This is a genomic window from Microbulbifer mangrovi (assembly GCF_002009015.1).
Classification (GTDB): domain Bacteria; phylum Pseudomonadota; class Gammaproteobacteria; order Pseudomonadales; family Cellvibrionaceae; genus Microbulbifer; species Microbulbifer mangrovi.
In genome coordinates this window covers 1-25343 of record NZ_LZDE01000324.1, presented here as the reverse complement: position 1 = coordinate 25343, position 25343 = coordinate 1, and the positions used below count along the sequence as shown (strand labels likewise).

Sequence of the window (25343 nt, the reverse complement as noted above, 5' to 3'; positions counted from 1 at the left end):
TCAATTTTTATAGTCGTTCAGTAATCCTTCTTCCACTGAAGCTCGACACTTCCGGCACCGCTTTCATTGTTATCCGAGGACTTGATATCCAGGCGCAGATTTTTGCGCAGCTCTATCTGCATCTCCGCTTGCCATGGGTTCAGCGGGTCGGTACTGCGCTGAAGCTCGAGGTAAATACGGCTGGTGATGTATTTACCCAGGCTAAGTGAGTACTGGTCACCCTCGTCCGTAGCCTCGGACTCGAAATCCAGCGTATCCAGGCCCACCAGGTCGCGAGTACTGGCAAGTGGGTCGAATCCGGTGCCACCGGTCTGCAGGGTCCGCACCACGCCGACCAGACGCACCGCCTGCAGGGGTGAGATATCGGTCAGGGACTTGCCAAACAGCAATTGGGCAAAAATCTCATCCTGCGCCGCCGCCGGGTTGGAGCTGAATTCAATTTTCGGGTCATCCGTGGTGCCAGAAATTACCGCGGTAATCTCACCCTCCGGATAGGTGTGTACACCCTTCACATAAATAGCAGCCACATTGTTCTCGAACTGAACCTGCCCCTCCTGCAACTCGAACTTCTTGCCGAGCAGATCGAATTTGCCGCGTACGATCGTCAGGGCCCCCGAAGCCTGGGGATCAGCAGCGGTACCGGCAATATCCACCTTGCCCTTCAACTCCGAGTCCAGCCCCAGGCCGCGTACATAGGACTGCTGGTCCAGCACCACTTGCAGAGCCAGCTCGATGTTTTTCAGCAGGCTCGATCCCTGCTCGCTCTCGCCGCCGTAGACCTCTACCTCGACCACATCGATCTCGGGCACGCTGCTGCCGATAAAATGCTCTACCTGTACCGCCAACGGCCGCAGGTTGAGAGTGCCTGCGAACAACGCGTCCTCTGTGGTTCCGGTCAGCCGCAGCTCACCACTGAATGCGCCTTTAGCGCCGGGCATATTCAGCAGATGCGCATTCCGCGCGGTAAGCGAGAAGTTGAGCTCGGGGGCCAACGTTTCTTTGAACGTAACAGCGCCCTGCAGTTCCACCCGACCGCGATCACCGTCGCGCGCACTGGCTTCGACAACACGCCAGGCATCTGGCGTCAGATCCGCTACAAACACGACACTGCGCAGTCGGGTATTGCTGGGACGATGTTCGTAATAGCCGTCACGCAGGTTGATCTTGCCCCTGGCATTGGGCGTCTGCGTGGTGCCATTTGCGGACAGGTTGAAATCGAGCTTGCCACGCATGGTATGAATTTCCGGATCAAAAAACGCTCCCAGTGCCGCAAGATCCGCATTACCGCTGGCACGGAGATCCACTGGCAGGGGCGGCGATTCACCTTCGGGCTTGTCCCGGAACAACTCCTCCAGAATCGGTGCGATTGCCAGCGTGGCTTGCGCATCCGCCGCGGTGCGGCTGCCATGCCCCGCGTCCAGATTGAGCTCCAGATTACCGGCGCGGGTTTGCCAGTTAAGCAGCAGCGTGAGTGGCGCCTGGACCAGCGCATCGTCGCGCAGTGCCGGCGCGCGTCCGCTGACTTTGAGTTCCCCTTCCAGATCCGGGTTTTGCGGTGTCCCCCGCGCCGTGGCCCACAGAGACAACTCACCGCTGTCGCTGATATCCGCACTGATCCATTCCTCAAAATCCGCCAGCACCGCCTGGGCACGCAACTCCAGGTTCAGCGCCTGCTCGCTCAGGCTGCCATCGGCGGTTAGCTGGTTGCGTCCTGCCCAAAGCAGTTTGACCTCCGACAGCATAATCTGCGCCTTGCCGTAGCTCACATCCCCCTGTACCTGCCAGGGTTCTCCGCGAAACTCCCCCAGGCCGAGGATATTGGCGGTGGCTTCCGGGGAAGCAAAGGGGCCGGAGAACTGGCCGTCGATACTGAGCTCGCCGCTAAGCGAGGGGGGTAATTGCACGCCGGCCAGTTTGGCCAGCCCAAGTGGAATATTGCGCCCGGCAACGCTACCGGTAGCACGCTGCGCCTTCGGCTCCACCACACCATTCAACTCGAGCCAGGCGTTGCCCCGCTGGCGTGCGGCCTCGGAGTCGGCGGCCAGGGCAGCCGCCCCCCGCACGCGCTCACGGGATTGTTGCAGTGGGTAGTCCTCCCCCGGGTCTTCCGCTTCACCCGCGACCAGCGACTGGGCGCCAGACTCTGCGGGCTGCAAGGCACCATCGGTGTAGAGGTCCAGGCGCAGGCGGTCAAAGGTGAGTTCTTCCGCGTTACCGGCCGCGCCACCACGCAGGCGGTAGCGGTATTCCCGATAGTGGCCGTCGGACGACAGCCGTGCGGACATTTTGGGATTATTGAAAGGCCCGACAACAGACACTACGGCGTCCAGGTCGACCTTGGTTCCCGGGTCTACCGGCACCCCGAACTGTTCCGCTGGCAGCAGCCCGCGCGCCGCAACATCCAGTTGAAACTGCAGCGCCTTGCGCTGGATATCGACCTCACCGCTACCACTAACCCGCAGCCCCTTCCCCTCGAGTACCAGATCGCTGATCGCGAAGGTGTCCAGATTGCCACTGCCGTGCCCCTGCAGGGTCGCATCCAGTTCCCGGTACCGCGCCGCGCTATCCAGTAGCACCATGAGTTGGGGGTTCTTCCAAGGACCAGCTGCGGTCACCTGCAGGCGCTCGATGGATCCATCAAGTTCCTGTGGAATCTCTACATCACTGGTTTCTTTTAACGACGCCAGGATCTTGCGTATCTCGGCCACCGCCAACTGCTCGATCACCGCTTTCAGGTCAATGGATTCAGCGCCTATATCCACACTGCCACTTGCGTCCAGTGCCGCATCGGCCAGCTCCAGACGCGCGGTTCGGATGTGGATAACTTCTTTCACAGTCTCCACTTCACCGGTCACATGTAGCGGCTGCGCCTGGTAGCTAGACCTGAGCTCCACGGTGCCGTCCGCACTGGGCAGTTTAAGCGGTCCCTTTATTGCCAGATCCGCCGACAGCCAGCCGCCCTGAAGATAGTCCTGCCAGGGTTGCGAGATGGCTACTGGCAGCCGGTTTAACTGCAGTTTCAGGTCCATGGTCTCGCCATTGATCTGACCGCGCAGGGCGTGCCGGGATTCATCCACCGTGAGCGCCAACTCGTCGGTAGATACCGACCAGGGCGCGAGCACCACCTCCGCACGCCCCGCCAAGCCAAAGCGGTGATGTACCAGCGGCAGGGAAAACTGCTCCACGGTTACATTGAGCTGATTCTCCCCGGCGAGCTCCAGCAGAAAGCGGCCATCCGCATCCAGCACTTCACCGGCGGGCAGTTGCAAGGTACGGCCGAGAAAGCCACCGCTTTGCTCACTCGCAGACAGGGTCAATGCATAGACGGTATCGCTCTGCATGCGGCCATCCAGCTGCACGTGCATTTCACTGCCCTGGATTTCAGCAATCTCCAGCGCCAGGGCGGATTCGCGACCGGGCCAGCGGTAACTACCGTGACCGTTGACCTCCACCACCGGGAAACCCTTCAGCGCAGCGTCGATGACAGTGAGCTGCTCTACCGCGAGGCGCTCTAACCAGATCGCCGGCATATTGGGATCGTCCACCTCCTCTGCCGCGTCTTCCACTTCCTCCTCACTCACGTGCAGCTGCAGGTATTCCCCGAGTAGCGTGTTATCGAACAGGAAGGTGTGGGCACTCAGCTCAGGGATATGGATCTGATTGCGCAACAGGCGCCGGATATCCACATGCAGGGTCAACCGATGCGCCTCGATCATGGGACGCTCTTTGTAGCGCACCTGCAGGTGTTCGAAATACCAGAGGCCGAGCTCTTGACTGCGCAACCCTTCGGCATTGATTTCCAGATCCGGCAGATAGTGACGGGCGATGGCCAGACCGCCGCGGGTAACGGCTTCGCGACCACTTTCTGAGCCCACCAGAAATATCGCCAGTAATAGCGGCAGCAGCAGGCTGACAGTAATCATTGTCAGGCGCGGCGCGCGCGGCCAATGTTTTCGGCGCTTGCGCCTGGATGGACCTGCGGGCGGGCCGGGAACCGGATTTGGAGGGAATGCATCAGCCATGGCTCAGAACGCCTGTCCGAGACTGACGTAGATCTGATAACTGCTGTCGTCCAGGCCCTCGCGACGATCCAGAGGAAATCCAATGTCGAACCGCAGGGGGGCAAAGGAAGTCATGTAACGCACCCCGAGACCGATACCCCAGTAGAGATCATCAAAACTCGGCTGCGGATCGGCGTAGGCATTACCGCCATCAACAAACAGCACTCCGCCCCAGCTCTCGGTAAAGCGAAACCGCCCTTCCAGAGAAATTTCACTAAGCGCCCGGCCACCGATGGGGTCGGACAGCTCGGGCGGCTCGCCGGCCACCGTCGATGGAATCAAGCGCCGTGGACCAAGGGCCTGGTAACTGTATCCGCGCACCGAGCCACCGCCACCTGCGTAGAAACGCTCATCTGCGGGAATTTCCAGATTGTCGGCCCCGGAGATCACACCCGCCTTGATACGCAGCGCGAGGGTGGGATCAAACCGGGTTTCATCAAAGGTGTGGTACCCGGTCATCACAAGAGTGTTCTTGGTAAATTGCGTCCCGTCGCTTCTAAGGTCAAAGTAGGGTTTGACCTCCAGTGCTACGGTCGCACCACGTTTTGCGTCAAGCAGGTTGTCCGTGGTATCAATTTTGATGCCGAGAGGGAAAGACAGCAGGTTGTAATTCTCACTCTCCTCGCCCTCTTCCTGCACCCTACTGAATTTCAGCTCACTACCCACACTGAAAGTACGATGCTTCGTATGGCGGCGAGAGATAGTCCCGCCGATAGTAATCGATTCTGCTTGGTAGGAGTCCCGGTCTTCATTTTCGGCCTCCGCGGTCGCAGCGAAGTTCTGATCGTCACGAAAGAAGCGCGGCACCAGTAATTCGCCCTTAAGTGATTGTGTGACCTCATAGGCCCGGGTCTCTACTTCAATTTTTTCACCGCGGCCAAGAATATTGCGGTGCTCCCAGCCAGCAGATGCGCCACCACCATCATCAGATGAATACCCCACTCCCAGGCGGATGGTGCGATGTTTACGCTCAATGACCAGAAAGGTGATATCCACAATGCCGGCATTCGGCTCCGACACCTCGGCATTCACACCGGCAATCAGATTAGTGCGCAGCAGTCGCAGTTTGGCCGCATCCATCTTCCCACGGGAGAAGCAATCTCCCGCATCCAGTTTCAGGCGTTTTCGCAGGAACTCCTCATCTACAGTGCTCAAGCCTTCCACATAGACCTGTCCGATATGCACTTCCGGGCTCGGCGCTACACGGTACTCGAGCCGGGCTGTCTGCTCACTGTGAATCACCGTGGCTTGGTAATCCACATCGACATTCAGCAGACAAGCATTTTCCGCCAGATAGTTTTCGATGCGCTTGACGCCCTCGGTGACTTTTTCCGCTTCCAGAGGGTCACCCACCCGCAATCCGACACCGGGAAATCCCGGCTTCAGGCGGGAGGGCATTTTCACGTCAAGGGATTGAATCCGGTACAAAGGTCCGGGCACCACGCGGTAAAGGATCTCGCCATCGGTCACCGACTGGCGAACACGGCCATCGTAATAACCGCGCGAGCGCAGCAGTTTTTCCAGGGTTCCGCGCTCGTAACGGGCGACGTCCAAAGGGTCCTCGTAAGATTTGAGCACGCTGCTGGATTTGCGCTGCTCCTTGAGCTGGTCCTTGAGCCAGTCCTGAAGTTTGCGGTCTTCGGATACCCGGATTTTGAACTTGGGCAGATTGTCGAAAAATGGCAGAGCGTTACCCGGCTGAGGCAACAGCAATAACGATAAAGCGAGCAGCACAGACGCCGCGATCTGAAAGCAGGAAACCCTGGAAGCGAAGAAAAATACGCGCAAGACAAATATCCGTTTGCCAATCATCATCACTGCGACGCCGACCGCCGGTAAAAGTTGCCGCAGTCGTCGCAACTTTACCGGACTTTACACCACCGGGCGGTATATCAGTCGAGGCGTTACATCGATGATCAGGCCGGTCTCAAAAACATTTCAGCGTCCGGGAGGCGTCGCCGATCCGGTGCGTTCCATCAGCGGATTACAGTTGCGGATGATGACCCGCCCTTCCAGCAGGTTGCCCTTGGAATATTCACTGAAGATGCACTCATTGCTTTCGGGGTCGTAGTTTTCCACCCATAGATTGTCGTCTTTCCAGGTAGAGCCCAGGTGTCGCTGCCCATCCGGCACGCTGATACGCATCACGCCACCGAAGCGCTTGACGAACACCTGTTCGAAATGAAAGTAATAGGCGAGCCAGCCGGCGAGAAAGATGATGGCTCCGACAATGGCACCTTTACCCAGGCTACCGAGCCGACTGCCAGCAAACAGACACAGCACGACCAGCGCAATAACAGCGGCCCAATATAGATAGGTAATCATATTTATCTTCCGTGAAATTATTGATTTACGGTTGCTGGTGTTGTTGTGAACAGATACCGGAATCCGTTTTCTACAGCTTAGCGCAAGCCTAGCGCAGAATCGCTCATTCCGGGTAGCGCAGCGAGCGATGTATTGCCACTCACCATCCCTCCCCGCCCAATACTGAATACGGGCCAGGGATCCGCTGATCCAGGCGGCAATTTGATGAAGCCTTGACCTGGATCAAGGGGCCCAATCGGCGCCACTTTACACTGGAGTCAGTTAAAGGCAAGTGGCCGGGGAAAACGAACAATCCCCCGCCGAATCAACCGCGGAGGCAATCATGGACGCAATGATCGACCTGTTCACCAGTTTTTCCGGCCTGCTAAGCCTGGGCATCATCGCCTTTGTATGCGTGATGGGCGGGTATATTACCCGGATGGCGCTGCGCAAAATGAATGAAGAGCAGGCGCGCTTGACGCATGCGGACACCGAGCGCCGACTGAAAACGGCCTGACCGAACGAAAGAAGCCCGGGAGATCACTTCCCGGGCCCCAGTTTACCGACGGAATGCCTAGCCTTATGCCGGATCAGCCCCCTGAGTCCGGCTTTTTTGCGTGTTAACGCGGTGGGCCTACCGGTAATTATTCACCGGCAAGTTCCGGCAGCTCTTCATACAGCTTCAGCGCCTCGGGGTTGGCCAGCGCCTCCTGATTCTTGACTGGCTTGCCGTGCACCACATTGCGCACCGCCAACTCAACAATTTTGCCACTGATAGTACGGGGAATGTCCGCAACCTGGATCACTTTGGCCGGCACATGACGCGGCGTGGTATTGGCGCGGATGGTGGTACGAATCTTCTGGGTCAGGTCGTCGTCGAGCGTCAGGCCTTCGCGCAATACCACAAACAGCACCACCCGAACATCGTCGCGCCACTCCTGACCGATACAGATGCTGTCCAGTACCTCCTCGACCTTTTCCACTTGACGATAGATTTCAGCAGTGCCGATACGCACACCACCGGGGTTGAGCACGGCGTCGGAACGACCGTAGATGATCACGCCACCGTGTTCGGTGATCTCTGCATAGTCTCCGTGGGCCCATACACCCGGCCAACTGTCAAAGTAGGCATCGTGGTATTTGCTGCCGTCGGGATCATTCCAGAAACCGATGGGCATACACGGGAAAGAACTGGCGCAAACCAGTTCCCCCTTGTCTTCCAGTACCGCCTTGCCGTCATCGTTCCAGACTTCCACCGCCATACCGAGGCCGCGACACTGGAGCTCACCCGGGTATACCGGCAATACCGGATTGCCAAGGGCGAAACAGGAAACGATGTCGGTACCGCCGGAGATGGAGGACAGGCAGACGTCAGACTTGATATCCCGGTACACGTAGCGGAACCCTTCGTGCGCCAGCGGGGACCCGGTGGAAAGTACCGCGCGCAAATGCTCCAGCTTATGGCTTTCGCGGGGTTTGCAGCCGGCCTTTTCCAGCGCGGCAATGTATTTGGCGCTGGTACCGAACACACTGATATTTTCCTCGTCCGCCATATCCCACAGGCACTGAGCTGCGGGGTAGAACGGCGAACCATCGTACAACACCAGGGTGGCGCCACAGGCGAGCCCGCTCACCAGCCAGTTCCACATCATCCAGCCGCAGGTGGTGAAGTAAAACAGGGTGTCGTCACGGGAAATATCAGTGTGCAGGCGGTGTTCTTTAATATGCTGCAGCAGGGTTCCACCCACACCGTGCACGATACATTTGGGCACACCGGTCGTACCGGAGGAGTACATAATGTAAAGCGGGTGGTTGAACTCGGTCTGCTCGAAGCTCAATGTGCGGGTCGGTGCAGCGCCGGTAAACGCGTCGAGGGTGATGGCCCGCTCGAGGTCGCCGATGGCATCCGCTGTCTGTGCCGCGTCGCGCGCCACGGGTACCACCACCAGCTGCTGGATGGATTCGATCTGTTCGACGATCTGTGCCAGCCGCGGCAGAGAATCGATAGTCTTGCCGTTGTAGAAATAACCTTCACAGGCGAACAGCACTTTGGGCTCCACCTGACCGAAGCGGTCCAGAACCCCGTTAATTCCGAAATCCGGGGAACAGGAAGTCCATATCGCGCCCAGGCTGGTGGTAGCGAGCATCGCCACTGCGGTATCGATGATATTGGGCATAAAGCCCGCTACCCGGTCGCCCTTCCCAACACCGGCGCTGACCAGTGCCGATGCCAGTTGCTCGACCTTTTCAAAGAGCTGTGCATAAGTCAGCTGGCGACGACGACCATTCTCGAGACGCTCGATCAACGCGACCCGGTCATCGCGGAACTTCAGCAGGTTTTCCGCAAAGTTGAGCCGCGCATCCGGAAACCACTCGGCGCCGGGCATGGTGTCTTTCCCGAGCACCCGCTCGCCGCGCTCACTGGCGACAACCTCGCCAAAATCCCACAGTTCACTCCAGAACGACGCCCGATTATCCACAGACCACTGGTACAGGGCGCTGTAATCCGGAAGTGAGGACTGGTGGCGCTCGTTAACCCGGCGACGAAACTGATCCATCTGGGTACGGGCGACGGCTTCGGGGGTGGGCTGCCAAAGGGGCGCTACGGGATTGCTCATCTCGACCAAACTCTCTCGATTATGCTGCGTAAACCTGCGGGGAAACTACTTTCCGCAAGTATGGCGTTTGTTATTGGTTTGTGTGGGGCTGCAGGCGCTCTCCGCCTTCGCCACCGCGCTGTGACCGCTAATCATTATTCGCGGTCTCGCCACAGAGACAATCATGCCTTGGTCTAACAGTTAAAACTAATTTAAACTTCTTTATATATGATAAACTTTATTTAACATAATGATTGGTAGGATGACAGGGGATAATCCGACGTGAGCGCCACCATCAAGCAGCTGCGGGCCTTCGTGGCTGTGGCCCGCACCCACAGTCTGGCGGAGGCCAGTGCGCAGCTGCATATTTCCCAGCCGGCCATCTCCATCGCCATTCGCAGTCTGGAGGAATCCCTGGGCGGTGACCTGTTCAGCCGGGATGGTCGGCAACTGGTTCTCACCCCCGAGGGCACGCAGTTTGTGGAGCGCGCCCAGCAATTACTGCACAACTGGGATAACACCCTGGATGCAGTGCAACAGCGCTTCCAGCTGCAGCATGGGCAGCTCTCCATTGCCGCGATTCCCGCCTATGCCCTCAACCAGTTGCCCGCCCTGCTGGAGAAATTCCACCGGCGGCACCCGGATATCAATATCGTGCTGGAGGATATCGTGATGGAAAGGGTGGTCAGTGCTGTACAGGAGGGGCGCGCAGAGCTGGGTTTCAGTTTTCGCCCGGACGACCTCGGCAACCTCACCTTCACCCCAATCGCCAATGACCGCTTTATCGCGGTGCTACCCAAGGCGCACAGGCTCGGGAAACAGAAAAACCTGCGTTGGTGCGACCTGACGGAAGAGGCATTTATCGCCATGAACAGGGGATCGGCGGTGCGGCGCTGGACCGACAACGCCTTCACCGGGGGACCGGCACCTCGGCTGCTGTGTGAAGCCAACCAGCTCAGCACCATCGGCAGGCTGGTGCAGTCTGGGCTCGGCGTAAGTGCCGTGCCCAGCTTGTGTGAGGAACAGATGCGCGGTTATGGGCTGATGTGCAAACCGCTGGCGGAACCGGAGATGGTACACCAGGTGGGCATTCTGACCCGCAGCAGCGGCGGCCTTTCCGCCGCTGCTGCGGCATTCAAAACTATTGCCACCGTGTCAAACGATTAACACGCGGGATTGGCTACAGCGCTGCGAATTCCGCCCGCTGTCGCAGCAACACACGCAGGTTCTGCAGCAAATCCCAACCGGTAATTGCCATCGCAATGCCCACGCCGGCACGCCAGCCACCGGCGCTGGGCTGCCAAACTTCCCCGCCTTGCCATACCAGTGAAAAAGGGGGGTAGATCGACATCAAAACCACCAGTAACCCTAACCAACAAATGTTCAGGGCAATATCTGCATACAGTCGCGGTAGCGTCCAGTAGGGCGACACCAGCTTGATCAGCGACATCAGCACGCTGAAGCCGAGGGCAATATTCAGCCAAGGGAGAGCAGCCTCAAACGCCGGGGAAAATGTCAGCCCGCCCTCCGCCATCGGCAGCCTCCAGATATCATTTACCCAGGCCATGGCGAGCAGCGTCACCGCAAATTCCACCGCGGAATCGAAGCGCCGTATGCGGCGACCGCCATGCGCGACTTTCGGGAGAGCGCGGGGATTCCAGTTTTCGAGGACCTTGCCGTAACCAAGTTTTCCGCCGGCGAGAAAAAACACCAGGGTCACCCAGGCAAATGCGTGAATAGCCCCCTCATAGACGCCGGCAAACCAGCTCACAGCGGCGCGGACAAAATTCACCTTTGCCTCAAAATATAATGCGGCAATCACGTCAATTGCAGAGACGACGGCAATCACCGCAATCACCAATTTCAGTACCTGCAAATACACTGGAAACAGGGGCTCACTGACCAGCGAACGACGCGACTGATAGCCCGCCGCAACCACCATCGGATGGCCTTTTTTCGCGATCAGAGTGAGTACCTCCTCATCGGTCAGGGGGCGCCCCAGAGAGTCACTCATCTCATCGCACTGGTCCTGCAGATCCGAATAGAGTTCATTGCCGACATCGTCGCGCAATTGCGCCGGCAGGTATGTCCGTACATTGTCGATGTATCGCTGTACCCAGCTCATCCAATTTCCCTCGAATAAGTTTTCATTCCGTCACTCAGCCCGGCGTATCCGCGGGCTATCCCTGAATGCCAAGTTGATCAATCACACTGTTCAAACGAAGCCACTCCGCGCGCATTTGCGACAGAGCCGCCTCGCCACCCTCGTCGATCTGGTAGAAGCGCCGTTTGCGCCCCTCTTCCTGCAACCAGTGACTGCGCAACAAGCCCTGATCCTCCAGGCGGCGCAACAATGGGTACAGGGTGCCCTCGTCGATTTCCAGGCCTTTTGCGCCCAGCCTTTTGCGCAGTGAATAGCCGTAGTGCGGCTCGCGCAGTGCCAACAGCACCGCCAGGGTAAGGGCCCCTCGCCGCACTTCCATCACCAGTCTGTCCAGTTTTTCCGGCGCCTGTCCCATTCACCACCTCATACTGTGTGCCGCACAGTAAATACTGTGTACCACACAGTAACTGAATACAAGGGTAACCGGCTCACGGACCGCAAAATTGGCGCAAAAACCTACCAACAGCTGTAACTGCTGATAGCGGTGAGATGGATGATGGGAAAAGGAGGGAAATAGAAAGGAGACGATGTGCAGCAAAAGACAGATTACACATCAAGCACAAAAAACCGGCCAAAGGCCGGTCTTTTCTCAACAAGAGCGTGTAATTTACTGCGCGGTTGCCCGCAGCATCCACGCGGTTTTCTCGTGAACACGCATGCGGTCGCCCACCAGTGCCGCAGTGGATTCGTCATCTGCATCCTGCGCAGCCTTCAACACATCGCGACAGGTTTTTACCACCTGCTCGTGTCCCTGGGTCAGGATGCGAACCATCTCCTCTGCTGCGGGAACATCTTCCACTTCCTTGATGGAGCTGAGTTCAGCGAATGCCTTGTAGGTTCCCGGTGCGATTACGTCGAGGGTACGGATACGCTCAGCAATATCATCCACCGCGGTCGCCAACTCGGTGTAATGCTCTTCGAACATCAGGTGCAACTCACGGAACAGGCGCCCGGTAACATTCCAATGGAAGTTATGGGTCTGCAAATACAGGGTATAGGAATCTGCGAGAAGACGCTTCAGCCCTTCAGCAACCTGTTCGCGATCTTTTTCACCAATACCGATATCAATATTGCTCATTAGCAGCCTCTTTTTGTTGGCTCGGGTTTAATCCATTAATCGGGAAATTTGCACTATCGGCACGTGTCGAGCCGGTTGGCAGCCCCGGATATTTCAGTCAGATAATGAATCCACAAAAGGAATTTCGCCTGATTCATATCAAGTCATCACCAATACTATGGTCACAGATCTTTTTTCAAACCCCCGAGGCCATTGACTGTGAATATACGGTCAATAGCCTCTACCAATAAGCGCACGTGAGTCCTCAGCGCACCCTGATCATACGCGCGCAATTACCAACCGCACTGGCGATCTTTGTTCTGTTCCTGCAGGTACGACATCAGTGGCTGGAAGTAATCCACAATTGCAGACGCATCCAATTCGCGCTGGCCGGTAAGTGCTTCCATGGCATCAGGCCAGGGCTTGCTGGCACCCATGGCAAGCATATTGCGCAGTTTTTTGCCGGCGGCATCGTTTTTGAAAATGGAACAGCGATGCAACGGGCCAGTTTCCCCCGCCGCCTCACACAACGCGCGATGGAACTGGTACTGCTGGATATGCGCGAGGAAATAACGCGAGTACGGTGTATTGCCGGGAATGTGATACTTCGCACCCGGGTCGAAATTTGCTTCGCTGCGCTGCACCGGAGCCTCAATGCCCTGGTACTCCTCGCGAAGTTTCCACCAGGCTTTGTTGTAGTCTCCCGGCTTCACTTCACCGTTGAATACCTGCCAGCGCCATTTGTCCACCAGTAAACCAAACGGCAGGAATGCAATCTTGTCGAGCGCCTGCTGCATCAGGTAACCGATATCCTTGTCCTCACCGGGAATATCATCCAGCAGACCGATTTGTTTCAGGTACTTGGGCGTAATGGAAAGCGCGATGGTATCCCCGACTGCCTCGTGGAATCCGTCATTGGCGCCTTCTTTGTAAAGGAAGGGTTGCTTGTTGTAGATGCGTTGGTAGAAGTTGTGTCCCAGCTCATGGTGGATTGTCACCAGGTCTTCACCGGTTTTATTGATGCACATCTTGATACGGATGTCGTCCTGGCCATCCAGGTTCCAGGCACTCGCGTGGCACACGACATCGCGATCACGCGGCTGCACGAATTGGGAACGCTCCCAGAAAGTTTTTGGCAGCGGCTTGAAGCCCAGGGAGGTAAAGAAGGTCTCCCCCGCCTTCACCATATCTTTCTCGCTCATGCCGGAATCGACAACCAGCTTGGTGAGATCGTAGGGCGCCTGCATATCGTCGTCTTTGACGATGTCGTAGACATTGCCCCATTGTTGCGCCCACATATTACCCAGCAGGTGCGCCGGAATCTTGCCACTGGCTGGCGCAACATCATCACCGTAGTGCTCGTTCAACTTCGCGCGCACATGGCAGTGGAGCGCTTCATATAGCGGTTTTACCTTACCCCACTGATTGTCCATATCAGCGGCGAACTCGTCCGCAGGCATATCGTATTTGGATCGCCACATGACACTCAGATTGTCGTAACCGAGCTCCTTGGCGCCGGCATTGCCGATTTCTACCTGGCGCTCGTACAGCGGCTTCATCGGTGGGGAAACTTTGCGCCAACCTACCCACAGGTCCTTGAGCAACTTGGGGTCCCGGCTGTTAGCCATCATCTGGCCCATTTCCGTCAGGGTGTAGCATTTGCCTTTTTCATCACCCTCGGCAGTGTCATCCCCCGACTCTTGTTCCGGGCAATATTTTCCGGCGCCGTACATCCCCTGCATTTTTGAACCAATCTGGGCCAGCTCGGCGGTCAGCTTGGGATCGTTCGGCGCCGGGAATACCAGCCCCTGCTTCAGCATGGTGAGCATTCGGCGGGTTTCTGGATCCAGCTTCACATCATCAAACTTGGCCGCCTCCTGGGCCAACTCCACTGCCAGAGCGGTGTATCGCTCTACCGCCAGTGCTTCGGTGAACTGGGAATCAACATTGATATAGGTGGACGCCAACCAGCTCGCGTGACTGACCTCTTCTGCCACCGTCTCCAGTCGTTCCTGCGCACTTTCCAGAAAGGCCTTGGCGCCGGCTGCATCCATTGCACCACTGGCACCGTCGGCCTGGGCAACGGTGCCTGCATCCGTGCTGTCCGCCCCGTAGGCAACTTCAGCCGCGGAAGATGGCACCTGCGACTGCGATTTGGACTGGTCGTTTCCACTATCGCAGCCTGCTATAGCTGCCGCGGCAACGGCGATAACCAAGGCTAATTTTTTCATCGGCATCCTCTGGTGAATTTATTGAATTATTTGCTGGGACCGGCCCGGATACGGGCAAAGAGAAATTCTTATACTGTCGCGATTTATAGCACACCGTTCTCTAATACCGGTGCAAGGGCGCGAATCACGGGCGCACATCGGCACAATATTCCCTTTATTCGTAACGTTTTGGGGAAATATTTCGCGAACAGGGACAAGTAGCAAATTTGTCAGAGAAATGAGCGGGCAGAAAACGTACAGACCAGCGGAAATCCACCAACAGAGGGCGAGTTTTGTAAGGGAAACAGGGACTTCAGGGTGGGCGGGATACCCGGGGGAATTGGAGGCAGCCCAACCAGCACATCCTCGGCACATGATGTCACTGCTACCGTTGCTCCCTTCCGGGCCTGGCGGGGTTCACAGCTGATCATTGCGAGGAGACCGGAAGGGCCGCCATCACGTTCGAGCACTCAGGCTAGCACCCCCAGAGGGTCATCGCCAAGGCAGTGATTAACAGCACCTGCGCTCGAAGAGGGCGCGATTATAGAGACTCACGGCGCCAGTATCCAGCCCCAATTTGGTTCACAATCAAATAGTTAATCCCGGCATAGGAAAAACCTCCCACCAAAGCGCCAAATTCCCATGGCAAAAAGCTATACTGTGCGGCGCCCGAATCCGGGCGCTTCGTCCACTTCTCAGCCACCTTCTGACCGGAAACCTTATGCACCTGTTTGTCGACAGCCTCACCAACGTGGATTTCAGTTATCTCCACCGCAGCCGCGGCATCGTTGGCGAAACCTGGTTGGCCAACGCCGCCCTCGACGGTGCACTGGACGAGCAGGGTATGGTGTGCGATTTCGGCATCGTGAAGAAAACCCTGCGCAATTGGCTGGATACTGAGCTGGACCACCGCCTGCTGGTGCCGACCCAGGCTTCACAACTGTCGCTGGCGCAGCGCGAAGACGGTATCGAGCTTGAGTGGAAACTCGACAGCGGCGAGACCATTTCCGTCAGCGGGCCTGCACAGGCATTTGCCCTGGTGGCTGCCGAGTCGATCACGCCCGAGTCAGTAGCAACCTGGTGCGTGGGTGAACTGGATGGAATCTTTCCCACCAGTGTGGATAAGTTGCACCTGGGCTTCACCAGCGAAGCGATCGATACCCCCTTCTATCATTACAGCCACGGGCTGAAAAAACACGACGGCAACTGCCAGCGTATTGCCCACGGACACCGCTCGCGAATCCAGATTGATGTCGACGGACAGCGCAGCCCACAGCTAGAAAACGAATGGGCAGCGCGCTGGGCAGATATTTATCTCGGCACCCGCGAAGACCTCCAGTCTGAATCCGAGCAGACTTTGCATTTTGCCTACAGTGCGCGCCAGGGGGCTTTTACCCTCAGCATTCCCGCAAACCGCTGTGAAATCCTCGAATGTGATACCACGGTGGAGCAGCTGGCCCAGTACATTGCGGATCAGCTGGCCGCTGCGCACCCGGGCCGCAAGATTCAAGTGCGCGCCTACGAGGGTATCGGCAAGGGCGCCATCGCCTCAGCGAAGCGCTGATCCGCCGTGAACCTGATCCTTTTAGAGCCCGGTGATTTTGTCGATACCGGCCCGGCGAGCGAGCCAGGTTCGCCGGTAATCGCCACACTGCGCGGCCGCCGTTTCCAGCATATCACCGAGGTACACCGGGCCGACGTGGGGGACACCCTCAAGGTCGGGCTGCTCGATGGACAAATTGGCGAAGGGGAAGTGGTCGAGCACCGCGAGGGCCAGATCACCCTGCGGGCATCCCTGCACCGCGCACCGCCGCAGCCCCTGCCGCTCACCCTGATCCTCGCCCTGCCCCGCCCCAAAATGCTGAAGCGCACCATTCAGCACGCCACCGCGCTCGGGGTAAAACAGCTGTATCTGATCAATGCTTACCGGGTGGAGAAATCCTACTGGCAGAGTCCCTGGCTGAGCGAGGAAAAACTCCGCGAGCAGTGCGTGCTTGGGCTGGAGCAGGCGGTAGATACCGCAATGCCGAGGATCGAATTACGCAAACGCTTCAAACCGTTTGTGGAAGATGAGCTGCCCGACATTGCCGCCGGCTCCCGTAAACTGGTGGCACATCCGGTAACCGATACCCCGTGCCCGGTAGATATCCCGGACCAGACCACCCTGGCGGTAGGCCCGGAGGGCGGCTTCATCCCCTACGAAGTAGAAAAGTTGCAGGAAGCGGGCTTCGAATCCGTGCACCTGGGACCGAGAATCCTGCGCGTGGAAACGGCCCTGCCGGTACTGCTGGCGCGACTGTTTCCGGGCCGCTAGCCCCTGCCACAAAACTGCCCCCCAAACCCGCGGCAAAAAACCTACGGCCATAAAAAAGCCGCGCTAAAAAGCGCGGCTGCAATGGCAGTCAAGACACTGCCGGGTCTCACAGAGCGGGGTGTGGGGACACCCCAAGAGAACTGATGATTGCCTGTTCAGTTCCGGGTAGCGACTTAAGCCGCTACGTCAGAATCTACTGCAGATTTCTGCAGAGCCAGTTTCGGGTCAACGTACTCATAACCCAGTACATCTGCCACTGCCTTGTAGGTCACCATACCGGCGTGCACATTCAGGCCTTCCAGCAGGTTGGCGTCGTCCAGCAGAGCCTGCTTGGCACCCTTGTTGGCCAGAGAAACGGCGAACGGCAGAGTCGCATTGTTCAGGGCCATAGTGGAGGTACGGGCAACACCACCGGGCATGTTGGCAACACAGTAGTGCACCACACCGTCTACCACGTAAGTCGGCTCCTGGTGGGTAGTAGCCTTGGAGGTTTCGAAACAACCGCCCTGGTCGATCGCAACGTCCACTACCACAGCGCCTTTCTTCATGCGGCTGATATGATCGCGGGTCAGCAGCTTCGGTGCAGCAGCACCCGGAATCAGTACCGCACCGACAACCAGGTCAGCTTCCAGCGCGTGTGACTCGATCGCGTCGTTGGTGGAATACTCAGTGCGTACAGCACCACCGAAGATATCGTCCAGCTGGCGCAGGCGCGGCAGGGAGCGATCGAGGATGGTCACGTCGGCACCCATACCCAGCGCCATCTTGGCAGCCTGGGTACCCACTACACCACCGCCGATAATCAGCACTTTGGCCGGTGCTACGCCCGGCACGCCGCCCAGCAGTACACCGAGGCCGCCCTGGGCTTTTTCCAGGTGATGGGCACCACACTGCACGGACATACGGCCGGCAACTTCAGACATAGGCGCCAACAGCGGCAGGCCACCGAAACGGTCGGTTACGGTTTCATAAGCGATACAGGTCGCACCGGATTTCACCAGCAGTTCGGTCTGCTTGGGATCGGGCGCCAGGTGGAGGTAGGTGTACAGCAGCTGGCCGGGGCGCAGCATTTCACACTCGTGGGGCTGAGGCTCTTTTACCTTCACGATCATGTCGGCAGTGGCGAAGATCTCTTCAGCGCTGTCGATGATCTTGGCACCAGCCTGCTCATACATTTCGTCGGTAAAGCCAATGGCTGAACCGCCGTCTTTCTGCACGATCACGTCGTGGCCGTGGCCGATCAGCTCGCGCACGCTCGCCGGGGTCAGGCCGATACGGTACTCGTGGTTCTTAATTTCTTTTGGGACACCGATCAACATAACGAATCTCCTCAATTACTCTGTGAGCGCAGTCTCGTGCGCCCCTTCTTTTGTTGGATTTCCGCAGTATAGGACCCTCTTTTGAGTGGATTTCTGTACATTTTTAAATATCATTAGTGGATTCCACTAGCTAATTGGCGTAAGGGACGTTTTTTAGCCAAACGAGACCGAAATTTGCGCCACAGACAAGTCAAGTCGGCTATTTAGCCCACTTTCCCTGCGTTGTGGAGCGCAGGCCACAACCAGATCGACTATTGGGTCTAAACGTCGGAGACAGAGATCGAAATGAAAAGGCGTGCCAGTGAACTCAGCACCATCGACCGCAACATCCTGCGCGTATTGCAGAAAAACGGTCGCACCAGTTACGCAGAGCTCGCCCGCCAGGTGGGCCTCACAGCCACCCCCTGTGTGGAGCGGGTAAAAAAGATGGAATCCGACGGGGTCATTCAGGGCTACACCGCGCTGATCAACCCCGAGTATCTGGACGCGGCGTTGGTGGTCTTTGTCCAGATCCGCCTGAACCGCTCCGCCCAGGATGCATTCGAAGAATTCCGCAACGCGGTGTCCGCATTACCTGAGGTACAGGAGTGCTATCTGGTGTCGGGCAATTTCGATTACCTGATCAAGGCCCGGGTAGCGGACATGAGCGCCTACCGCAAATTTTACGGGGAGACACTGCTCACCCTGCCGGAGGTGCAGGAGTGCACCAGCTATGTAGTCATGGAGCAGGTAAAGGAAACCCTGGAGGTTCCGGTGCACTACAACCGCTAAACAACATCAATCAGGTAAATAAGCATCAATCCCGCGCCAACTATTGGACAATCGACCGCCACCCGACGTGCCAGCCTCTACGATTAATGGAGATAGGTTTTTTAACTCACGTTGCGGGTAATGATGTACCAACCTCTACGTAACCAGCTCCATTGGCGGAATCTTGTTTTCCTGGCCTGTCTGCTGCCCGTCGGCTGCGGGGACAAGGAGACGGCCAAACCAACACCACCACCGAAAAAAGTGGAGGTTGTTGAGGCCAGGCGCATGAGCTTCAGGCCCAGCTTTGAAGTGCCAGCGGTGGTAGAAGCCGTGGAAACCGCGCAGATTTTCCCGCTGGTCGCCTCGAGGATCCTGTATCAAAACATCGAACCCGGTAAGTATTTCAAGCGGGGGGAGGAACTGGTAAGGCTTGACCCTTACCCGTTCGAGACCGCGGTTGCGACGGCCGAGTCGAGCGTTGCCGAAGCGATGTCCAACTACGAGGAAGCCAGGTCCAACTTCAGTCGCGCACGCAACCTGCGCCCGCAGGGATATATCTCTGCCAAAGACTTCGATACTGCAAAGTCCGCGATGCAGGCGGCAGAAGCAAAGCTCAACACGGCACAAACCTCGCTCAGCCAGGCGCGACAGGACCTTTCTCACACCTCCATCGTGGCGCCATTTTCAGGACGCGTGGGACATCCCAACTATGCGGTAGGTGACTTCTTTATCCTTCCGAATTCAGTGCCGATTACCCAGCTCGTCAAAATAGACCCGGTGTATGTACTCGCCCATATTGGCCAGAAGGCGTACAACGAGTTTTACAGTGCAGTGGAAAAGCTGAAGCAACAAGGGCGTGCCATTCCCAATATGGAGCTCTACATCGTGTTGCCGGACGACACCGTGTATCCGTTCAAGGGCGAATTCTTTTCCTGGGATGCCACTGCCGCCTCAACCCGGGGCACCATCGCCGCGCGCGTCCTGTTCCATAACCCCGACGGCCTGCTGCTGCCAGAAGAAAATGTCACGCTGCGCGGTAAGTTACTGGAGGAAGTGCAACGCATCGTTATTCCCCAGAAAGCGGTCTCCCAGGATCAGCAGGGTCACTATGTCTACCTGCTGGACAAAGAAAGCAAAGTGAAGCGGGCGAATATCGAGGTGGGTATGCGCATCGGCCCCAACTGGGCAGTGCGCAAAGGGCTCAATGTCGGCGACCGGGTACTCGTCGAGGGCCTGCAGAAAGTCAGTGCCGGCGATGTCGTGGAAGTTACTCCGGTAGATATCAAACAGCTCGAAGACCCGGCCCCGTCAAACCTTCGCCCGCCACCCCACTCTCTGCGCGAACAGCTACGCGCAGAACGGGAAGCGTTCCAGGAATACCAGAGGGCGACCATGGAAGTGCGGCAGCGGAACCAACCGGGCGACGTCTATACGCCCTACGACACCGGCAAGTAACCCGGGAACCTGATTCGTGAGCAGTAACGGCCACCTGTTTATCAATCGTCCGCGCTTCGCGTTTGTGATCGCCATTTTGATCACATTCATGGGCCTGCTCGCGGCCATGGTAATGCCGGTAGATCAGTACCCGGATATCGCGGCGCCCAAAATTTCGGTCGTCGCCACTTATCCCGGCGCCGATGCGGAGACTGTAAAGAACGCCGTTGCGATCCCCATCGAGGAACAGGTGAACGGTGCCGAGGGCATGGTTTATATGACCTCGAATTCCGGCAGTGACGGCACCTACACGCTGTTCATGACGTTTGACATGGATACCGACGCCGACATGGCGCAGGTGGATGTGCAGAACCGGGTCGCGCTGGCGGAGCCATCCCTGCCACCAGAGGTGCTGAAGCGAGGGATCAAGGTTCGCAAACGCTCCTCCGACATGCTGATGGTCGTAAACCTGTTTTCCCCGGATGACCGGTTTGACGGTGTATTCCTGTCCAACTTCGCCTCGCTCAATCTGCTCAACGAACTGGCTCGCGTCCCCGGTGTGGGGGAGGCAAAGATCATTGGCCCGTTGGATTACGGTATGCGTATCTGGCTTGATCCAGTGAAGATGGCAAACCTGGAAATATCCGTACCCGAAGTACTGGGCGCGATTCGGGAACAGAACATCCAGGCGGCCGTCGGCCAACTCGGCTCCCCGCCCTCCCCCGAGTCAACACAATTTCAATATGTGCTTACCACCAAGGGGCGACTGAATTCGGAAGAAGAGTTCGGAGAGATTGTGCTGCGCGCCGATGAAAAAGGCGGCGTAGTACGGGTCAGGGATATCGCACGTGTGGAGCTCGGTGCCCAGATCTACAAAGGCTACGGTGAATACAACAATGGCCCCGGTGTCCTGCTGGCAATTTACAAACTGTCGGACGCCAACGCGCTGGAAGTGGCCGAGAATGTGAAGGCCAAGGTGGAGGAGCTTTCACAGTATTTTCCCGAGGGTGTCGAAGCGGTCATCGGGCACGACACCACCGAATTTATTGCCGTCTCCCTGGAGGAGACGGTGATGACCCTGATCATGACCGTCATCCTGGTCATCATCGTGACCTACCTGTTCCTGGGTAACGTGCGCGCAGCGCTTGTGCCCACCCTGGCGGTGCCAGTCTCCATTATCGGCACACTCGGCGTCCTCTACGCCATGGGCATGACCATCAATACGGTGACGCTGTTCGGCTTGATCCTCGCCATCGGTGTGGTCGTCGACGACGCGATCATTGTCGTGGAAGACGTCGAACGTATCATGCACGAAGAAGGCCTGGACAAGCGCACCGCCACTGCCAAGGCCATGAAGGAAGTCTCTGGCCCCATTGTCGCTACCTCGATGGTGCTGCTCGCCGTATTCGGGCCAACGATGTTACTGCCGGGCATGACCGGCAGGATGTTCGGGCAATTCGGCACCACCATTACAATTGCGGTGCTGATCTCAATGATCAATGCCCTGACGCTGAGCCCGGCACTGTGTTCGACGGTTCTGAAAGAAGGTCATCACAAGCCCAACCCGGTCATTCGCGGCTTTAACTGGGGCTTTGAAAAAGTCTCCGCCGGGTACTTCAAAATCGTGGACTGGCTCGCCCGCCATATCCTGCTAAGCCTTATTATCATCGCCGGCCTCTTTGTCTCCCTGGTGCTGCTGTTCCAGACTGTCCCCAAGAGCTTTATACCCGATGAGGACAAGGGCTTCTTCATGGTCGATGTTCAGCTTCCGGAAGCCGCGGCACTGGATCGCACCGCAAAAGTCATCGACCAGATCAACGAAGTACTGAAGGAAGATCCGGCCATCGACAAAGTACTTTCCGTCAACGGCTTCAGCCTGCTCAACGTGATGCTGCAGTCCAATGCCGGCATGGTTATCGCCAAACTGAAACCCTGGGATGAGCGCAAGTCCCCCGAGGTATCACAGCAGGCGCTGCAGGCAAAATACCAGGCCCAGTTTGCGCAATTGCCCGAGGCCCAGGTACTGGTCTTTGGCGCTCCGGCAATTCCCGGCCTCGGCGCCATGGCCGGCTTCTCGTTTATGCTCGAAGACACACAGGGGGTCGGGGCCCAGGAACTGTTCAAGGTGGTACAGGATTTTTCAGCCGCCGCCACCGAGCAGCCGGAGATCGCCCGCGCCTTCTCCATTTTCAAGGCCGGCTCGCCCCAGATCCGCCTGGATATTGACCGCGTAAAAGCCAAGACGCTGGGTGTAAAAATCAGCGATATCTTTATGACATTGCAGACCCAGCTCGGCGCGATCTACGTCAACGACTTCAACCTCTACAACAAGACCTTCAAGGTCATGGTGCAGGCCGAGTCCCGATTCCGCCAGCAGGAACGGGATCTTGAAAAAATCTACGTCACCAACAACAAGGGCGAACCCATTCCGCTACCGGCGATCCTGAGTACCGAGCCCATCCTCGGCGCGGTGACACTCAAGCGCTACAACACTTACGATGCAGCAAAAATCAGTGGCGGCCCCAATGTCGCCGGGGGCTTCAGCTCCGGGGATGCGATGGATGCCCTCGAGCGCGTGGCGATAGAGACTCTGCCCGCCGGCTTCAAGTTCGACTGGTCCGATTCCAGCTACGAGGAGCGCAAAGCCGGCAACGCGTCCACCATTGCCCTGGTGCTCTCGCTCATCTTCACCTTTCTGTTCCTGGCAGCGCTCTACGAATCCTTCCTGACGCCACTTGCGATTATCCTCTCGGTCCCCATCGCCATCGTCGGTGCCATTGCAGCGCTGATCATCGCCGGCGAGCCACTAAGCCTGTACGGCCAGATCGGCCTGGTGCTGCTGGTCGCCCTGGCCGCGAAAACCGCGATCCTGATCGTGGAATTTGGCAAGACGCAGCGCGAAGTGGAAAGGCTGTCGCTGCACGATTCCACCGTCACCGCGGCAAAATTGCGCTTCCGCCCGGTCATCATGACGACCCTGTCGTTTGTGGTGGGCACTATCCCTCTGGTGATCGCATCCGGTGCCGGCGCCGCCAGCCGGATATCGCTCGGCACCGCGGTGATGGGTGGCACCATCATGGCGTGTATCGCCGGTACACTACTGGTACCGATCTTCTTCAAAATCGTGCAGGGACTAAGGGAGAAAGTGCATAGAGGGGAAACGGGCAAGCAGACAGGCCCCGCGGGAACGCCTGATCAGACGCCCCAGCACTAAGCGTTGGAAAGGAAGGTTTGAGCGGGTACCAGCGCGACGCCGGCTGGTACCTCAGGATTTCACTCGGGCAAGCCTCCGTTAATAGGAGATACCGAGCTTGCGATACAGGAAGCCGATCACCCAGGCCGGGCCGATCAGCAGGAACTGGAGATCCTTGAAGAAGGACGGCTTCTTGCCCTCGATATGGTGACCGATGAACTGGAACACCCACATCACCACAAATAGCCCCGCAGACCACCACAACACACTGTGGCCACTCCGCTCCAGCGCACTACAGGCACCCAGGCAAAGCAGCGAAAGCGCGATCATGCCCAGTGCCAGGGGGAACGACATCACCAGGTAAAACAGCATCGTCGGGATCAGCGCCACTACGGCCCAGTTCAGCCAGACCAGCTCCGCCATCCACTGGGGCTGAGGAATGGACCAGAAGAGCCCGACAACCGTCAGGTAAATCAGGGGCACCGCCACCCAGTGAATGGCTTTATTGGTGGAATTCTGGTGGCTCTCGCCGTATTCGCTGAACCATTGGTCTGCTGTACGCATGGTTTGCCCTCGCCTTGGTTGTTATTGGATTGGCTTTTGGGATGGTACAGCAGAACTCAAGAGGACCAAATGGCCACAAATCTTAATGCCCGAATTGCCCATTAAGGATATTCCCTAGTGAACCGGCCGCACAGAAGGGATTACCCTCCTTCCTTCAAACAATGACCGATCCTGTTGAAACTCCTGTGCGAGCTTTGCGGTTTCTTCTTTACTACTTTGAATTCTCGAGACTTCATCGGACGTCAGCTTTACACATATATCCAGTTCGACTGGTCCTCCAGTAAAAAAAGTCAGATACCAGTCTTCTCCATCTTGAATAAGAAGGAAAGAATACGGTTCTTTATAGACAACTTTCATTTATCGCCCCTTCGCACTTTCGGTAGCGTCAGAAATACTTAACTCTTTGAACTCACCTTCTGGGATAGCATCAACAACAGCTTCATCATGTCCAGTAGGAAGCTTACCTCCAGGCTCCCACAATGGATTCGCCCCGCTTTCACGCCCTGTTGGAATTCTAACATTATGCTTTCCAGGGTCACTGATTTCGATAACTACCATTTCTTGCCCTTGCCAATCCCCATCCGGAATACCGAGCTCCTTCTCGATAAGTGACATATCTCCATTTGTCCGCACCAATACTTGATCCAACTGCGACTTAGTCATGACAAATTGCCCATCAGCTCGCCCAACCGGATTTCGACCAAATTCGTCTAGCGCCCATTTCGGCGCAAAATATGATGCACCACCGGCGAACTTGGCTTCATGAGCATCGATATAGGATTGAGGGAGGTAAGTTGAAGGGTCAGGCCGCGATGCTTTTGGCATTGCCTGTACTTCTTTCATGCGTCGATAGCTATTAGACGCATCTGAGCTATTCGCAAAGTGCCCCTTCGTATTCTTTTGAAAACGATTCCAAGAATTCTCTTTACACGTCAATCCGTAAGGATCAACCCAACGGACCGGATTGGGAGCATACATGTAACCATTGTCCCCTCCCATAAGTCCCACAGGATCCTGTGTAGTGAACTGACCTAGCAATGGATCAAAATATCTGTGACGGTTGTAATGCAGCCCACTCTCTTCATCACAGTACTGCCCCTGAAAACGAATTGGCTGAGCAATGTCTTCGCATTGGGCAACTGCGATATTACCGTACGACTTGTAACTGACATTCCAGACCACTTCACCACTGGCATTGGTCAGTGTGTCCGGTGTACCAAGGTGGTCCAGGTGGTACTGGTATACCTCGTCACCCTCGCTCAGCGCAATCGGCTTAAAAGTTTCCGGTTCGAAGTAGTAAGTGCGCGAATTCTGTTCCTGGCCGGTTTCTGAATCTCGGTTTATTTCCTGAAGCAGCACATCGCCATTCCAAAGAA

The 25343-nt window shown here is 57.1% G+C and carries 18 protein-coding genes and 1 other RNA gene; 7 read left to right on the top strand and 12 right to left on the bottom strand.

What is annotated here, in order from left to right:
• Positions 1-17: 17 nt before the first annotated feature.
• The 3 genes from B4U49_RS12440 to B4U49_RS12430 form a co-directional block, all read right to left on the bottom strand.
• The gene (locus B4U49_RS12440) at positions 18-3923 is read right to left on the bottom strand and encodes a translocation/assembly module TamB domain-containing protein (RefSeq protein ID WP_158078617.1); all 3906 of its coding nucleotides are present in this window, start codon (positions 3921-3923) and stop codon (positions 18-20) included.
• A gap of 102 nt (positions 3924-4025) precedes the next feature.
• On the bottom strand, positions 4026-5876 hold the full coding sequence (locus B4U49_RS12435) for an autotransporter assembly complex protein TamA (RefSeq protein WP_239692610.1): 1851 nt from the start codon (positions 5874-5876) through the stop codon (positions 4026-4028).
• A 123-nt stretch (positions 5877-5999) separates the two neighbouring features.
• Positions 6000-6386 carry a hypothetical protein gene (locus B4U49_RS12430; protein ID WP_078084921.1) on the bottom strand — a complete coding sequence of 129 codons (387 nt, stop codon included), beginning with the start codon at positions 6384-6386 and terminating at the stop codon, positions 6000-6002.
• 322 nt (positions 6387-6708) lie between these two features.
• Here B4U49_RS12430 and B4U49_RS12425 point away from each other — a divergent pair, with 322 nt between their 5' ends.
• Positions 6709-6882 carry a DUF3149 domain-containing protein gene (locus B4U49_RS12425; protein ID WP_078084941.1) on the top strand — a complete coding sequence of 58 codons (174 nt, stop codon included), beginning with the start codon at positions 6709-6711 and terminating at the stop codon, positions 6880-6882.
• A 127-nt stretch (positions 6883-7009) separates the two neighbouring features.
• On the opposite strand, the gene B4U49_RS12420 is transcribed toward B4U49_RS12425, so the two are convergent.
• Positions 7010-8983 (bottom strand): acetoacetate--CoA ligase, encoded by a 1974-nt coding sequence (locus tag B4U49_RS12420; protein ID WP_078084920.1) that lies wholly within the window; start codon positions 8981-8983, stop codon positions 7010-7012.
• A gap of 261 nt (positions 8984-9244) precedes the next feature.
• Between B4U49_RS12420 and B4U49_RS12415 the strand changes: the two genes are divergently transcribed.
• Positions 9245-10129 (top strand): LysR family transcriptional regulator, encoded by an 885-nt coding sequence (locus B4U49_RS12415; protein WP_078084919.1) that lies wholly within the window; start codon positions 9245-9247, stop codon positions 10127-10129.
• Between the two features lie 13 nt (positions 10130-10142).
• Here the strand turns inward: B4U49_RS12415 and B4U49_RS12410 are convergent, their stop codons facing one another.
• From B4U49_RS12410 to ffs, 5 genes are all read right to left on the bottom strand, one after another.
• The gene (locus B4U49_RS12410; protein WP_078084918.1) at positions 10143-11087 is read right to left on the bottom strand and encodes a hypothetical protein; all 945 of its coding nucleotides are present in this window, start codon (positions 11085-11087) and stop codon (positions 10143-10145) included.
• Positions 11088-11142: 55 nt separating this feature from the next.
• Positions 11143-11481: a PadR family transcriptional regulator gene (locus B4U49_RS12405; protein ID WP_078084917.1), complete on the bottom strand. Its 339-nt coding sequence runs from the start codon at positions 11479-11481 to the stop codon at positions 11143-11145.
• 252 nt (positions 11482-11733) lie between these two features.
• A complete protein-coding gene (locus B4U49_RS12400) occupies positions 11734-12204 on the bottom strand; it encodes a Dps family protein (protein ID WP_078084916.1) in 471 nt (156 codons plus the stop codon).
• Positions 12205-12476: 272 nt separating this feature from the next.
• Positions 12477-14420, bottom strand: coding sequence for a M2 family metallopeptidase (locus B4U49_RS12395; RefSeq protein WP_420811471.1), 1944 nt, complete (start codon positions 14418-14420; stop codon positions 12477-12479).
• A gap of 323 nt (positions 14421-14743) precedes the next feature.
• Positions 14744-14840: signal recognition particle sRNA small type (gene ffs / locus B4U49_RS12390), an RNA gene on the bottom strand.
• A 274-nt stretch (positions 14841-15114) separates the two neighbouring features.
• On the opposite strand from ffs, the gene B4U49_RS12380 reads away from it, so the two are divergent.
• Together B4U49_RS12380 and B4U49_RS12375 are read left to right on the top strand one after the other, a co-directional pair.
• Positions 15115-15957, top strand: a complete 843-nt coding sequence (locus B4U49_RS12380) for a 6-carboxytetrahydropterin synthase (protein ID WP_078084914.1) — start codon at positions 15115-15117, stop codon at positions 15955-15957.
• Positions 15958-15963: 6 nt separating this feature from the next.
• On the top strand, positions 15964-16707 hold the full coding sequence (locus B4U49_RS12375) for a 16S rRNA (uracil(1498)-N(3))-methyltransferase (RefSeq protein ID WP_078084913.1): 744 nt from the start codon (positions 15964-15966) through the stop codon (positions 16705-16707).
• 173 nt (positions 16708-16880) lie between these two features.
• On the opposite strand, the gene ald is transcribed toward B4U49_RS12375, so the two are convergent.
• On the bottom strand, positions 16881-18026 hold the full coding sequence (gene ald / locus B4U49_RS12370) for an alanine dehydrogenase (RefSeq protein WP_078084912.1): 1146 nt from the start codon (positions 18024-18026) through the stop codon (positions 16881-16883).
• A 285-nt stretch (positions 18027-18311) separates the two neighbouring features.
• On the opposite strand from ald, the gene B4U49_RS12365 reads away from it, so the two are divergent.
• The 3 genes from B4U49_RS12365 to B4U49_RS12355 all read left to right on the top strand — a co-directional run bounded on the left by B4U49_RS12365 (position 18312) and on the right by B4U49_RS12355 (position 23424).
• Complete coding sequence (locus tag B4U49_RS12365; RefSeq protein ID WP_078084911.1) at positions 18312-18797, top strand: Lrp/AsnC ligand binding domain-containing protein; 486 nt, start codon at positions 18312-18314, stop codon at positions 18795-18797.
• Between the two features lie 120 nt (positions 18798-18917).
• Positions 18918-20231, top strand: coding sequence for an efflux RND transporter periplasmic adaptor subunit (locus B4U49_RS12360; protein WP_078084910.1), 1314 nt, complete (start codon positions 18918-18920; stop codon positions 20229-20231).
• Positions 20232-20247: 16 nt separating this feature from the next.
• Positions 20248-23424: an efflux RND transporter permease subunit gene (locus B4U49_RS12355; RefSeq protein ID WP_239692609.1), complete on the top strand. Its 3177-nt coding sequence runs from the start codon at positions 20248-20250 to the stop codon at positions 23422-23424.
• A gap of 78 nt (positions 23425-23502) precedes the next feature.
• On the opposite strand, the gene B4U49_RS12350 is transcribed toward B4U49_RS12355, so the two are convergent.
• Together B4U49_RS12350 and B4U49_RS19475 are read right to left on the bottom strand one after the other, a co-directional pair.
• Complete coding sequence (locus tag B4U49_RS12350; protein WP_078084909.1) at positions 23503-23967, bottom strand: Mpo1 family 2-hydroxy fatty acid dioxygenase; 465 nt, start codon at positions 23965-23967, stop codon at positions 23503-23505.
• A gap of 357 nt (positions 23968-24324) precedes the next feature.
• The coding region (locus B4U49_RS19475) for an RHS repeat domain-containing protein (RefSeq protein ID WP_143735647.1) at positions 24325-25343 on the bottom strand (1019 nt) is incomplete at its 5' end.